Annotated in this window: 13 protein-coding genes; 10 read left to right on the top strand and 3 right to left on the bottom strand. The window is 65.7% G+C overall.

The features are described 5' to 3' along the window. Positions 1 to 52 precede the first annotated feature (52 nt). The 5 genes from RJ527_00535 to RJ527_00515 all read left to right on the top strand — a co-directional run bounded on the left by RJ527_00535 (position 53) and on the right by RJ527_00515 (position 5,337). Positions 53 to 646, top strand: coding sequence for a DUF2796 domain-containing protein (locus RJ527_00535; protein ID WND76243.1), 594 nt, complete (start codon positions 53 to 55; stop codon positions 644 to 646). A 37-nt stretch (positions 647 to 683) separates the two neighbouring features. Continuing rightward, positions 684 to 1,403, top strand: a complete 720-nt coding sequence (locus RJ527_00530; protein ID WND76242.1) for an ABC transporter ATP-binding protein — start codon at positions 684 to 686, stop codon at positions 1,401 to 1,403. Next, a complete protein-coding gene (locus RJ527_00525; protein ID WND76241.1) occupies positions 1,400 to 2,668 on the top strand; it encodes an ABC transporter permease in 1,269 nt (422 codons plus the stop codon). The genes RJ527_00530 and RJ527_00525 overlap by 4 nt, the downstream gene beginning before the upstream one ends. Positions 2,669 to 2,685: 17 nt before the next feature. Next, positions 2,686 to 3,543 carry an aldo/keto reductase gene (locus RJ527_00520; protein ID WND76240.1) on the top strand — a complete coding sequence of 286 codons (858 nt, stop codon included), beginning with the start codon at positions 2,686 to 2,688 and terminating at the stop codon, positions 3,541 to 3,543. A gap of 84 nt (positions 3,544 to 3,627) precedes the next feature. Continuing rightward, positions 3,628 to 5,337, top strand: a complete 1,710-nt coding sequence (locus RJ527_00515; protein WND76239.1) for a tetratricopeptide repeat protein — start codon at positions 3,628 to 3,630, stop codon at positions 5,335 to 5,337. Between the two features lie 281 nt (positions 5,338 to 5,618). Here the strand turns inward: RJ527_00515 and RJ527_00510 are convergent, their stop codons facing one another. Then, positions 5,619 to 5,765 carry a hypothetical protein gene (locus tag RJ527_00510; protein WND76238.1) on the bottom strand — a complete coding sequence of 49 codons (147 nt, stop codon included), beginning with the start codon at positions 5,763 to 5,765 and terminating at the stop codon, positions 5,619 to 5,621. 219 nt (positions 5,766 to 5,984) lie between these two features. Here RJ527_00510 and gcvA point away from each other — a divergent pair, with 219 nt between their 5' ends. The 3 genes from gcvA to RJ527_00495 are packed head-to-tail and all read left to right on the top strand — an operon-like array spanning position 5,985 to position 9,349. Continuing rightward, entirely contained in the window at positions 5,985 to 6,971 is a 987-nt protein-coding gene (gene gcvA / locus RJ527_00505; protein WND76237.1) for a transcriptional regulator GcvA, read from the top strand. Positions 6,972 to 7,024: 53 nt separating this feature from the next. After that, positions 7,025 to 7,999, top strand: coding sequence for a D-2-hydroxyacid dehydrogenase family protein (locus RJ527_00500; protein ID WND76236.1), 975 nt, complete (start codon positions 7,025 to 7,027; stop codon positions 7,997 to 7,999). A 27-nt stretch (positions 8,000 to 8,026) separates the two neighbouring features. Continuing rightward, the gene (locus RJ527_00495; GenBank protein ID WND76235.1) at positions 8,027 to 9,349 is read left to right on the top strand and encodes a beta-eliminating lyase-related protein; all 1,323 of its coding nucleotides are present in this window, start codon (positions 8,027 to 8,029) and stop codon (positions 9,347 to 9,349) included. Positions 9,350 to 9,362: 13 nt separating this feature from the next. Here RJ527_00495 and RJ527_00490 read toward each other — a convergent pair whose 3' ends face one another. Both RJ527_00490 and RJ527_00485 read right to left on the bottom strand, forming a co-directional pair. Continuing rightward, positions 9,363 to 11,147 (bottom strand): SLC13 family permease, encoded by a 1,785-nt coding sequence (locus RJ527_00490; protein ID WND76234.1) that lies wholly within the window; start codon positions 11,145 to 11,147, stop codon positions 9,363 to 9,365. Positions 11,148 to 11,370: 223 nt separating this feature from the next. After that, positions 11,371 to 11,556, bottom strand: a complete 186-nt coding sequence (locus tag RJ527_00485) for a hypothetical protein (GenBank protein WND76233.1) — start codon at positions 11,554 to 11,556, stop codon at positions 11,371 to 11,373. A gap of 125 nt (positions 11,557 to 11,681) precedes the next feature. Between RJ527_00485 and RJ527_00480 the strand changes: the two genes are divergently transcribed. Together RJ527_00480 and RJ527_00475 are read left to right on the top strand one after the other, a co-directional pair. Further along, complete coding sequence (locus tag RJ527_00480; protein ID WND76232.1) at positions 11,682 to 12,635, top strand: LysR family transcriptional regulator; 954 nt, start codon at positions 11,682 to 11,684, stop codon at positions 12,633 to 12,635. Between the two features lie 490 nt (positions 12,636 to 13,125). Continuing rightward, positions 13,126 to 13,665 carry a PadR family transcriptional regulator gene (locus tag RJ527_00475; GenBank protein ID WND76231.1) on the top strand — a complete coding sequence of 180 codons (540 nt, stop codon included), beginning with the start codon at positions 13,126 to 13,128 and terminating at the stop codon, positions 13,663 to 13,665. The last annotated feature ends 3 nt before the right edge of the window (positions 13,666 to 13,668 follow it).

Here is a 13,668-nt window from a genome sequence, read left to right as displayed (position 1 = left end):
ATAACATTACGAATTCTGCCCGCAATTACGCCACGCCCGAAGGAGTTTTCCCATGAAGCCGATGTCCCTGTTGCCGGTCCCGCGCATCGTATCCTTTAAACCCCGTTTCGCCGCCGCTGCCCTGCTGGCGGGCCTGTTCGTCGCCGCCAAACCGGCATCGGCGGCCGAGCGCGAACACGGCCCCCATGAACACGGCGTCGGGCAGTTGAGCTTGGCCGTGGAGGGCAACGAGGTCGAAATTGAGATCACGGCGCCGGGGGCGGATATCGTCGGCTTCGAGCATGCGGCGGAAACCGAGGCCGACCGTGCGGCCCTGGCCGCCGCCGCGGCCCGCCTGAAGGATGCGGTTGCTTTATTCCATTTTCCGCCCAGGGCCGCCTGCCGATTGGAGGAGGCGGAGGTTCACTCCGCCCTGCTGGACGGGGCGCATGGCCATGAAAAAGGACATGATCAAAAGACCGAGGCCCATGCGGAATTCCGCGCCCATTACCATTTCCGTTGCGCCGATCCGGCGGCGCTGAGCCATGTCGATCTGGGCTATTTCACCGCGTTCCCGGCGGCCCGAGAGCTTGAGGCACGGACCATCACGGCGAAGGGCCAGGGTGCGGCGGAGTTGACAGCGGACCGTCCGCGCCTGACTTTCTAGGCGGTTTGGGTTGGCGCCCGGAGGGAACGGCAGAAGCATGAACGGCAACGCGATCCGCCTGTCCGGTGTCCGGTTTCGCTGGCGCGCCGGGGCGCCATTGGTTCTGGACATCGCGGAATTCGCGGCCCGGCCCGGCGAACGGCTGTTCGTCAGCGGCCCCAGCGGCAGCGGCAAGACCACGCTTCTGAACCTGCTGGCCGGGATTTGCCTGCCTCAGGAGGGGGCGGTCGAGATCGCGGGCGAGGATCTGACCCATGTCCCGGGTCCTCGCCGCGACGCCATCCGCGCCGACTGTATCGGCTTTATCTTCCAGATGTTCAATCTGCTGCCGTTCCTGTCGTTGACGGAAAACGTCCTTCTGCCCTGCCGGTTCTCGCCTGTCCGCCGGGCCCGTGCCGAAGCCGAGCCGGGCGGGGCCGAGGGCGAGGCGCTGCGCCTGCTCGCCCATATGGGTCTGGGCGAGGCCGCCGCCGGCGGCCGCGCCGTCGCCGAACTGAGCACCGGCCAGCAGCAGCGCGTCGCCGCCGCCCGCGCCCTGATCGGCGCGCCGCCGGTCATCATCGCCGACGAGCCGACCTCGGCCCTCGACGCCGACGCCCAGGCGGCCTTCCTCGACCTGCTGTTCGCCGAGGCCGGACGCAGCGGCGCCACGGTGCTGTTCGTCAGTCACGACCGGCGGCTCGAAGCCGGGTTCGACCGGGTGGTGGCGTTGGCCGAGATCAACCGGGCGGCGCGTGTGGAAGGCGGAGTCGCATGAGGGGGGCGCCGATCCTCGGCCTTGCGGTCAAGAGCCTGTTGAACCGCCGGACGACCGTGGGGCTGACCCTGCTGGCGCTGGCCGTCAGCGTGACGCTGGTGCTCGGCGTGGAAAAGCTGCGGACCGAGGCCAAGGCCAGCTTCGCCGCCACCATTTCGGGGACGGACCTGATCGTCGGTGCGCGCAGCGGTTCGGTTCAATTGCTGCTGTATTCCGTGTTCCGCATCGGTAACGCGACAAACAACATCTCCTGGGAAAGCTACCGGGACATCGCGGACCGGCCCGACGTGGCCTGGACCGTACCCCTGTCGCTCGGCGATTCTCACCGCGGGTTCCGCGTGCTGGGCACCACGGGGGATTACTTCCGTCATTACCGCTACGCCCGCAAGAAGCCCTTGGCGTTCAGCGCCGGCGGGCCGTTCACGGACCTGTTCGACGCCGTTCTGGGCGCCGAGGTTGCGCGGGCCCTGGGCTACAAACTGGGCGACCCGTTGGTCGTCGCCCATGGCCTGGGGGCGGAGGGTTTTTCCAGCCACAAGGACAAACCCTTCCGCGTCGCCGGCATCCTGGCCCGCACGGGCACGCCCGTGGACCGTACGGTGCACGTCAGCCTGCGGGCCATCGAGGCGATCCATGTCGATTGGAAAAGCGGCGCCCCCGCGCCGGGCATGCGCGTGACCGCCGATCAGGTCCGGCGCATGGACCTGACGCCCCGCGCCGTCACCGCCGTTCTGGTTGGCGCGAAATCGCGGTTCGCCGCCTTCACTCTGCAACGCGCGATCAACGAATACCGCCCGGAACCCCTGCTGGCCGTGCTGCCTGGGGTGGCCTTGCAGGAACTCTGGGACCTCATGGGCACGGCCGAGGCGGCGCTGGCGGCGATCTCCGTGGCGGTAGTCGCGGCGGGGCTGCTCGGCATGATGATCATGATGCTGGCCGGGCTGAACGAGCGGCGGCGGGAGATGGCGATCCTGCGCTCCGTCGGCGCCCGACCGCTGCATCTGTTCGCCCTGCTGGTGTCCGAGGCGGCGGTGCTGACCCTGGCCGGCGCGGCGACGGGGCTCGGCCTGTTCTATGCCGCGCTCGCCGCGTTCCGCCCCGTGCTCGATAGCCGTTTCGGATTGTTCCTGGAAATCTCCGCGCCGACGGCCCACGATCTGGCGATCCTGGGGGCCGTCGTTCTGGCCGGGGTGTTGGCGGGGGCCGTGCCCGCGCTCGGCGCTTACCGGCAGTCGCTGGCCGACGGGATGACGGTCAGACTCTAACCCTGGGGGCGGTCACCATGGACGACGCACGCACCATCGACATCGACGGCGTTACCGTGCCGCGTCAGTTGTATGGCACGGCCTGGAAGGAAGACGCCACCGAGGCGCTGGTGACCCTGGCGTTGGCGCAAGGGTTCCGGGGCTTCGATACGGCCAATCAGCGCAAGCATTATTACGAGGCCGGAACCGGGGCCGCCCTGGCCAAGGCGATCAAGGCGGGCCGGGTCCGGCGCCGGGACCTGTTCATCCAGACCAAGTTCACCTATCGGCGCGGCCAGGACCACCGCCTGCCCTATGACGAAGACGCGCCCGCCGCCACGCAGGTCGCCCAGTCTTTCGAAAAATCCCTGGAACATCTGCAGACGGACTATATCGACAGTCTGGTGTTGCACGGCCCCTGGACCGGCGCGCGCCTGCACCCCATCGACTGGCAGGTGTGGCGGGCCATGGAGGCGATCCACAAGCAGGGCCGGGTACGCCTGTTGGGGGTCAGCAATTTCAAGCTGGAGCAGGTCCGCCTGCTCTGCGCTCGGGCCGAGGTGAAACCCCGCTTCGTGCAGAACCGCTGTTACGCGTCGCGCGGCTGGGACCGCGACATCCGCGCGTTCTGCGCGGAAGCCGGCATCCACTATCAGGGGTTCTCGTTGCTCACGGCGAACCGGGCGTTGGTCGACCATGCCTTGGTCAAGGACATCGCCGCGCGTCACGGCAAGACACCGGCGCAGACGGTATTTCGCTTCGCCCTCGACGTCGGCATGATCGCCCTGACCGGCACCAAGGACGCGGCCCATATGGCCCAGGACCTGGACGTTTTCGATTTCACCCTGAGCGCCGCCGAAATCCGTGCTCTCGAAGGGGCAGGAACGACCTGCTGAATTAGCGGATTGCCGCCACCGCCAATCTGTATTATTTGGCGATTGGGCTCCTTGAAGGAGTCTTTGTGGTTGTGGAAATCGCCGATGGCGCACGCCGTCCCCGCATCTCTCGAACAGGCCTTCGCCCGCCATCAGGCCGGCGATATTGCGGCTGCGACGGCGATGTACCGCGCGTTCCTTGCCGCTCATCCGGGGCACGGCGACGCGGCGCATCTGCTCGGCGTCGCCCTGATGCAGGGCGGCGACCTGGCGGCGGCCCGGGAAATGCTGGAACAGGCCGTGGCCATCGATGCCACCAAGGCCGCGTGGTGGAACAACCTGGGCCTCGCCCGCTACTACGCCGAGGATTTCGCGGCCGCGCGGGCGGCCGGCGACCGCGCCCTGGCGCTTGATCCGGGCAATCCGGATTTCCTCAACAACCGGGGAATGGCGCTACAGAAATTGGACGCGCTGGACGCAGCGATCCGCGATTTCAAGGCGGCATTGACGCGCCAGATCCGCGATCCCGAACTGTTCCATAATTACGGCGTCGCTCTGCAAGCGGCGGCCCGGCCGGAAGAAGCCGTCCATGCCTTCGAGCAGGCGGTGCGCATATCCGGCGGCTGGCCCGATTCCTATGCCAGCCTGGGCGCCATCTATTTCCAACTCGGCCGCCGCGACGAGGCCTTCGACGCCTGCCGCAAGGCGGTCGCCCTCGATCCCTTCCATCAGGGCGCGCACGAATGCTTCAAGAACCTGAAATGGGAGAGCGGCCAACAGGATCAGATGCACGACACCTACCGCTGGGTGTGCCGCGAACTGCCGGACAATCCCATGGCTCATTTGCAGTACGGGCGCTGTTTGGTGACGGATCACTGGTTCGCCGAGGCGGAGCCGGTGCTGCGCCGGGCCCTCGGCCTGGCGCCCGATAATGCCCAGGTCCTGGGCCAATTGGGTGCGGCCCTGTCGGCCCTGGGGCGTCACGAGGAGGCATTGGACGCCCTGACGCGGGCGCATGAGCTGGCGCCGAACGATCCCGAGATTTTGGAAATCCAGGGCGAGGCCTTGCTGCGCGCCGGACGGCACGGTGATGCGGTGGCGCCGCTGAAGGAGGCGCATGCCCGCAACCCAAGGAGGTCGGGGATTCTCGGCCTGCTGACCATCGCCATGACCGAGGCCGATGACCCGGATCTCGCCCGCATCGTCGATTTCGATGCCGCCGTGACCCAGCAATTCATCGACCTGCCCGAAGGTTACGCGGATTTGGCTGCCTTCAACACGGCCCTGCATGCCGAACTGGAGGTCCGCCACATGGCGCTGCCGCCGCCGATCAACCAGACCATGCGCGGCGGCACGCAGATTCCGGATAATCTGTTCAGCGGGCCAACGGGCGCCGTCGCCCTGGTCAAGGCCGAGATCGTCAAATCGCTGCGCCGTTTCATCGCCGGGCTGGAGCGCGACGCCGATCATCCTTTCCTGCGCTTCGTCAATCCGGGCTTTCGATTTACCGGCGCCTGGTCGACGATCCTGCGGGGCGCCGGCTACGACGCCAGCCATATCCACAACGAAGGATGGCTGTCCGGTGTCTATTACGTGAAGGTGCCGGACCTGCCGGACGATGTGTGGCGGACGGGCGAGGGCTGCTTGCAGATCGGCGCGCCCCCCGACGCCTACGTGAGCGCACGCAACCGCACGCGCATCACGGTCCGGCCGGAGCCGGGCAAGCTCGTGCTGTTTCCGTCCTACCTATGGCACGGCGTGCGGCCCTTCACGCGCGAAGACACCCGCCATTCGATCGCGTTCGATGTGATTTAAGGGGGGCTTGGGCGCGTGTGGCCGACCCTGCCACGCCCACGCGTGAGTCTTTGGAACGCCGTCCCAAAAAATTAGGGGTCTGCCTTAGGGATCGCGAAGGGGGGCTGGAGCGATCCAAAAAGCAGACCCCAAAGGTGGGAAGTCGAATCCCGGTAAGAACCGGGGGTAGGGAGATAATCAGGTGGTCGTGGGCAAGTAACAGGTTGTAAGCGTGTATCTCAGGCGGTCAGTCGTTGGTCAGGCAAGGCGGCGGTGCCGTCCTTGGCCAAGAAAGCGGGGCCTTACTTGAACAGGCGGCCGATGACGTTGCGGACGTTGCGGACATCGCGATTCCAGGCTTGGTGGCGCAGGGCGCTCATCTCTTCCTGGGTCGGCAGGGCGCCGGTGGGCAAGGGGGCCGAATGTCCGATGTAGCGATTGTAGGCCATGTTAATTCTCCTTAAGTGTCGAACGGGGTTCCGGGACAGGTAACGGTAGGCTTGGAACGTTTTTCCCTATTCGAACTTATCTATTTGAACGGTCAAACCCTCGTAGTTGGGCGGGGTTCCCGTGTTCTGTTGAAGAAAACTTACGTACGGAGGCGCTTTGGCGCAAACGACCATTTCTCACTCTTGATTTTAGAAAATCTATAAGATAAACCTGAGCTCATGAGAGCCCTGCCGCCCCTGAACGCGCTCCGCGCCTTTGAATCCGCCGCCCGACACCTATCCATGTCGCGCGCCGCGGATGAACTTCATGTAACGCCAGCGGCCATCAGCCATCAGGTCAAGGGGCTGGAGGAATACCTTGGTGTGCAGCTGTTCCATCGCCAGCAGAGAGGGCTCGCCCTGACCGAAACGGGGGCCGCCTATCTGCCCGGCCTGCGCGAGGGGTTCGCGAAACTGCAGGCGGCGACCCAGGCTTTGTACGATTCCGAATCCACGGGGCCGCTGACCGTATCCGTCACGCCGACCTTCGCCGCAAAGTGGTTGGTTCACCGGCTGGAAAAATTCACCAACCTGCATCCCGAGATTCAGGTCATGTTGGTCGCCACCTCGTTGAAGGTGCGCTTCGAAATGGGCGAGGCCGACGTCGCCGTGCGCTATGGCCCCGGCAATTACCCCGGCTGCCGGGTCGATAAGATGTTCGAAGAAGAGGTCTATGCCGTCTGCGCGCCGGAGCTGATGAACGGCAAGAACCCGATCCGCGAACCACGTGATCTCCTGAACCACACGCTGCTGCACCCCGTGCAGCAGGATCTCGATGACAGCTTTCCAACCTGGGCAATGTGGCTGCGCGGCCATGGCGTGCGCACCCAGGGGCCGATCCCCGGGCCCAACATCTCACCGCACTGGATGCTGGTCGAGGCCGCCGTGAACGGGCAGGGCGTGGCCCTGGTCAAGGCCTCGGTCGCCGAGCGCGACCTGGAGACCGGGCGCCTGGTGCGGCCCTTCGCCGACACCATTCCCGTCGCCCATGCCTATTGGCTGATTTCGCCCGAGGACACCGCCGACAAGCCCAAGATCAAGGCGTTCCGCGAATGGATCATGGCCGAGGCCCGGGAGCACGCCGAACACCACGCCGAACTGGAAGCCAAGCAGCAGGCGGAATGGGCGGCGGCGCGCAAGCTTCAGAAGGCGGCCGGCAATGTCTGAGCCTGGCACCTGATGTAACCCGAAGGGGGGGCTTCGAGCGGAGACCGGATTCCATGAAAATCACCATTCTCGACGACTATTTCGACGTCATCCGCGGCCTGCCCTGCTTTCAGAAGATCGCCGGCCACGACGTCACCATTTGGAACGACCATGTCCAGGACACGGACGGCCTGGCCGAGCGTCTGAAGGATACGGAAGTTCTTGTCCTGATCCGCGAGCGCACCAAGATACGCACGCCGCTTCTGGAACGCCTGCCTAACCTGAAACTGATCAGCCAGCGCAGCGTGTGGCCGCATATCGACGTGGATACCTGCACGGCGCGGGGCGTCGTCGTGTGTTCGGCGCAGCACGAAGGCACGCCCAGCTACGCCACGTCGGAGCTGACCTGGGCCTTGATCCTGGCCGCCATGCGGCAAATTCCGCAGCAGATGGCCTCGCTCCAGGCCGGTACCTGGCAGATGGGCATGGGCCATTCCCTGCGCGGCAAGACGCTGGGGCTCTACGGCTACGGGCGCATTTCCCGCGCCGTCGCCGAGGTCGGCCGCGCCTTCGGCATGCGCATCCTGGTGTGGGCGCGCGAAGCGTCGCGCGAGGCCGCCCGCGCCGAGGGCTGCGACGTCGCCGCCAGCAAGGAAGACTTCTTCCGCGACTGCGACATCCTCAGCCTGCACATGCGCCTCAAGGACGCGACCCAGGGCATCGTCAGCCAGGCGGACCTGGAACTGATGAAACCCACGGCGCTTCTGGTCAACACGTCGCGCGCGGGCCTGATCCAGCCGGGGGCGCTGGCGGCGGCCTTGAAGACCGGGCGCCCCGGCATGGCGGCGGTCGACGTGTTCGACCACGAGCCGGTGACCAAGGGCTCGGAGCCCCTGGTCGACATGCCCAACGTGACCTGCACGCCGCATATCGGCTACGTCACCGTCGACGAATGGGAAATCCACTTCACCGACATTTTCGACCAGATCGTGGCCTTCGAAAAAGGCAGCCCCATCAACGTCATTAATCCCGAGGTTCTCAAGGGATAAGCCGACCGGCGGCAAGGAGACAGTGCGATGACCAACCTGACGCCCCGTGGCTGGGTGCCGGGCGAGAGCGAGGCCCTGGTCCAACGGATCGCCGAGGCCACGGCGGCGGACGGCACCGATGCGGTCGCCGCCCGCATCGACGCGCTGATCGCCCGCAACCGAGACATCCACGACGCCGAGTGCTTCAACCTGAACCCGGCGACCAACGTGATGAACCCCAAGGCGGAGGCTGCGTTGGCATCCGGCCTGGGCGCGCGCCCGTCGCTGGGCTATCCGGGGGTCAAGTACGAAATGGGGTTGGAGGCGATCGAGGAGATCGAGGTCATCGCCGCCGAACTGGCCGCCGAAATCTTCCGTGCGGGCTTCGCGGAAATCCGTGTCGCTTCGGGCGCCCTGGCCAACCTCTACGCCTTCATGGCGACCTGCCGGCCGGGCGACGCGATCATCGCGCCGTCGTCCGAAATCGGCGGCCATGTCACCCATCACGCGGCGGGCTGCGCCGGGCTGTTCGGGCTCACGACCCACGCGGCCCCGGTCGATGCGTCGGGTTATACGGTCGATCTCGACGCCCTGCGTAAATTGGCGCAGGACGTGCGGCCCAGGCTGATCACCATCGGCGGCAGCCTCAACCTGTTCCCCCATCCCGTGGCCGAGATCCGCGCCATCGCCGACGCGGTCGGGGCCAAGGTGCTGTTCGACGCGGCGCATCTCTGCGGCATGGTCGCGGGCGGCGCCTGGCCGGACCCGCTGGCCCAGGGTGCGCATCTGATGACCATGAGCACCTACAAAAGCTTAGGGGGACCCGCGGGCGGCCTGGTCGTGACCAACGACAGGGAACTCGCCCAACGCCTCGACGCCATCGCCTTTCCCGGGATGACCGCCAACTTCGACGCGGCCAAGTCGGCGGCGCTGGCGATCACGCTGCTCGATTGGCGGGAATACGGCCGGGCCTATGCGGACGAGATGGTGGCGACGTCCCGTGCCCTGGCATCGGCCCTGGACGCCGAGGGCGTGGCGTTGTTCGCGAAAGATCAAGGCTTCACGACCTCGCACCAGTTCGCGGTCCTGGCCGCCCCTTACGGCGGCGGGCAGGCGGCGGCCCAGAAACTGCGCCGGGCGGGCTTTCTCGCCTGCGGCATCGGTCTTCCCGTCGATCCGGTCGCGGGCGACCTGAACGGCCTGCGCATCGGCACGCCGGAACTGGTGCGCCGGGGCATGACGGCGGCGGATATGCCGCGCCTGGGCAAGCTGATCGCCCGGGCCCTTGCCGCCAACGATCCGGACGCCATGGCTGCGGAAGTCCGCGAATGGCGGGAAACTTTCGATGGATTGTGTTTCGTCAGAGCCTAGCCGGTTTCCGCGGTCAGAACGGCCAGAACAATAGGATCGCCGGCACGGCGACGACCAGCACCACGCCCTGCAACGGCAGGCCCAATCGCCAATAGTCGCCGAAGGCGTAGCCGCCGGGGCCCATGACCAGGGCGTTGTTCTGATGTCCGATGGGCGTGACGAAGGCGCAGCTGGCGGCGACCGCGACGCCCATCAGCATGGGATCGGGATCGACGCCGAGGCGTTGCGACAGGGTGATCGCGACGGGGCCCATGATGACCGCCGTGGCGGCGTTGTTGAGCACCGCCGAGAGCGCCATGGTCACCACCATCAGCAGGGTCAGCACGGCCAGCGGGTTAAGCGGCAGGGGGCTGTCGAGGATGCCCTGGGCGATCAGGCCCGTGGTGCCCGTGGCGTCGAAGGCGTCGCCCACGGGGATCAGGGCGCCGATCAACACGACCACGGGCCAGTCGATGCCGTCGTAGATTTCGCGCATGGGCAGGATGTTGAGTACCACCATGGCCACGGCAGCGAGCCCGAGGGCAATCGTGATCGGCAGGATGTTGAAGCTCGCCAGCGCCACGGCGACGGCGAAGATGGCGATGGCCATGCGGGCGTGGCGGTGGCTTGCCTCGCCGAACTGAACCCGTTCCTGCAAGGTCAGGCATCCCATGCGGGCCATCAGGTCGGGCATGTGGTCGCGCGGTCCGTAGAACAGCACCAGATCGCCGGGGCGGAACTTGAAATTTCCCATGCGGCCGCGGAATGCCCGGCCCTGGCGCGACACGGCCAGGATGTCGGTGTCGTAACGCGAATGCAGGCGGAGCGACAGAAGCTCGCGCCCGATCATGCGCGATCCCGGGTGCACGACGGCTTCGACCAGGTCCAGATCCTCGTCGATCATGTTTTCCGACTTGCTGCCCTTCATGGTCCCGACCTTCAGGTCCATGGCCGTGGTCAGGCGGTCCAATCCCTCGGACGAGGACTCCAGAAGGAGCTTGTCGCCGACCTTCAGCCCGTCGCCCTGCGGCAGCCTGGTCATGCGCCGGCCGCGCCGGATGATGTTGACGATCAGCACGTCGCAATCCGTCGCCAGCATGCGCAATTCGCCCCGCGTCATGCCGACGGCGTCCGTGTCCTTGACCACCGTCGCCTCGGTTACGAACTTGTCGATGCCCATATGGTCGCGGGTCGCGTCTTGCAGCAGGCGGCGTTTGGGAATCAGGAAGCGCGCCGAAACCGCGAGGAACCCGACCCCGATCCCGGCGACCAGCAGGCCCACGGGCGTGAAATCGAACATGGCGAAGGGTTCGCCCGTCACCTTGCCGCGGAAGGCGGCGATGATGATGTTGGGCGGCGTGCCCAGCAGGGTGATCAATCCGCCCAGAATGGTCGCGAACGACAGGGGCATGAGCACCGCCCCCGCGTGGTATTTGGTCTTCAGCGTCGTCTGGATCGCCGGCGGCATGAGCAGCCCCAGCGCCGCCACGTTGTTCATGACCGACGACATCAGCGCCCCCAGGCCCGACAGCACGGCGATATGCCGCGCCATGCCCGTGGCCGAGCGTTCAATGATGCGGGCCAGGATTTCCGATGCCCCCGTGCGCGCGAGCGTGTGGCTGAGAATCAGGATCGCCGCGACGGTGATGGTCGCCGGATGGCCGAACCCGGAAAAAGCCTCGCGCGCGGGCACCAGTCCCAGGATGACCGCCGCCAGCAGCACGCTGAAGGCGACCACGTCGTAGCGCCAGCGGTCCCAGACGAACAACGCCAGCGCCGCCGCGATCAGCCCGATAATGGCGATCTGGTCAAAGGTCATTAAACGTCACTCGGTTGTCGCCGCATATCCCTGCCGAGTGTGCGGTGCCGCCGGGCAAATTGAAAGGGCGCAAAAAAGAGGGCGGCCCTATAAGGGCCGCCCGGCAGTTTGCCTATCTACTCCACAAGTAGGGAGATGGCGCCGTTTCACCCCACGTTGCCGGCAAGGGGGCTGGCCGGCGAGGGGAGGGGTGCCGCCGGCGACCGGGCGGCAAGGAGAGGCTTCAGCAGGGAGTGGGAACGCCGCCCTGAGGGGTGCGGGCATGGCGTTCGCCAAGAGGTGAATGACGGAATATCCGACCGATCACGTCGCGGATGGCTTCGGCCCGCAGCTGCCGGCCCCGGCGCACGCCGGCTTCGATCTCCGCGTGCGGGATGGCGTTTCTCAGGTCAAGCGGTGTCATCGGCATGGTCTTTCTCCTCAAATCGGCTTCGGCGGAGGGCAGGCCGCCGGTTGTTGAGGGAAGCCTAACCATTGCGGTTTTGATTGATAATCTGGAAAGGCAGATTATGATTTATGAAATTATTTCACTAAATGAGCGGTTGGGGAGGCGATATGGACCGGGACAGTGAAATGGCGGTGTTTGTCCGCGCGGTAAACGGTGGGGGTTTTTCCGCCGCGGCCCGCGATCTGGGCATCACGCCGTCGGCGGTGAGCAAGCTGATCGGGCGGCTCGAAGACCGTCTGGGCGCGCGGCTTCTGAACCGCACCACGCGGTCGATCAGCCTGACCGAGGAAGGCCGCACCTATTATGAACGCGCGGTGACCATCCTGGAGGAAATCGAGGCGGCGGAACTGGCCGTGCGCGAATTGCATGCGGAACCGCGCGGAGTGTTGAAGGTCAATTCATCAACCGCCTTCGGCCGCTATGCGGTGATCCCGCACCTGCACGAGTTCATCGAGGCCTATCCCGAACTTCAGGTTCAGTTCATCACTTCGGACAGCATGGTCGATCTTGTCGGCGAAGGCGTGGATGTGGGCCTGCGCATCGGCACGTTGACCGATTCCTCGCTGATCGCCCGGCGCCTGACGGCGGTCAAACGGGTCGTTGCCGGCGCCCCGGCCTATTTCGAGCGCCACGGCATCCCGCAGACGCCCGACGACCTTGTTCATCACAACTGCCTGCGCGTCAGCTTCGAAACCTCCATCAACCGCTGGGAATTCAAAAGCGCCGACGGCCCGCGCATCATGGACGTGAACGGGTCCTTGATGGTCAACGACGCTTCGCTGCTGTACGACGCGGCGATTGCCGGGGTCGGCCTGATCCGTGCGGCCCAGTTCCTGACCTGGGAAGCGCTGCGCGACGGCCGCCTGATCCCCGTGTTGCAGGAATACGAGACCGAGGAAGGCCGCAGCGTGTTCGCCGTCTATCCCCCGGGCCGCCACCAGGCACCCAAGGTCAGGGCCTTCATCGACTGGCTGGTCGAACGTTTCGTCAAGAATCCGCCCTGGGCCGAAAGCCTGGCGGCGCTGGACGGCAAGGCATAGGCGGGCGGCGGCGCGCTGTCCGCGACCCAGAGATCCGCGGGGGGCGTCTTTTCGTCCCTCGGGCGTTCTTCCAAATATAATCGGCATTGCGCCATCACGACCCTGTCGGGCCCGGCATCGCGCGCCACTTTGCGGCGGATGGCAGGCCGGTCGGCGCGGCAGTCTTCCGTCGATGCCCACGTCCGGTGCCAGGGTTCGACCGACGAACAGTAGAGCAGGCTGGGGTCACAGGAAACGATCAGGAGGACGGTGACGACGGGCGACATGGTGGGTCCTTGGGCGGGTTTTTTTGGATGTATGGAGTGTTATTATTGCAAATGATAATTAATCGCAATAATTGGATGCTCACACCACCTATCCGCCCGATCCGTTGTCATCGTGATCCGTCATCAATATATCGGCTTGATACAATACAAAATTGCATGTAGTTTCCGCGTCACATTCACCTTGGACAGAATTGGGCGGGCCGCGCAGGCTTTGCTTCGGGAACATGGACGCTAGAACCCTTTGCCTGGGCGTGCTCGTGATGGGCGACGCCTCGGGCTATGAAATCCGAAAGATGTTCGAAGAAGGGCCCTTCGCTCACTTCCAGGACGTCGGCTACGGGTCCATTTATCCGGCCCTGGCGAAACTGTCCGAGGAAGGCTTGATCGCGGTGACCGACACGCCCGGCGAAGGCCATCCGGACAAGAAAGTCTATGCGGCGACCCCGGCCGGGCGCGCGGTGTTCCGGCAATCGCTGGCGCGGGAACCCATGCCAGACAAAATCCGGTCTGACGCGGCGTTCCTGATGTTCTTCGCCGAATTCCTGGACCCCGATCACCTGCGCGCGGTCTATGACGACTACCTCGGGTTCTATCGCGCGAGGGTCCAGACCATGCAGGGACTGGACCCCGAGGGCGTGCCCGAGGGCAGACTGTTCGTGCGCGGCCTGGGGCTGGCGTTCTATCAGGCGATGGTCACCTATATGACCGAAAACCGGGATCTGCTTTTGAACGCAGGGTCCGGCAAGGCCGACGCGGCGGAATAGGGA

The sequence above is a fragment of the Thalassospiraceae bacterium LMO-SO8 genome (assembly GCA_031655335.1).
GTDB lineage: Bacteria > Pseudomonadota > Alphaproteobacteria > Rhodospirillales > Casp-alpha2 > UBA1479.
This window is presented reverse-complemented; position numbering and strand designations above follow the sequence as displayed.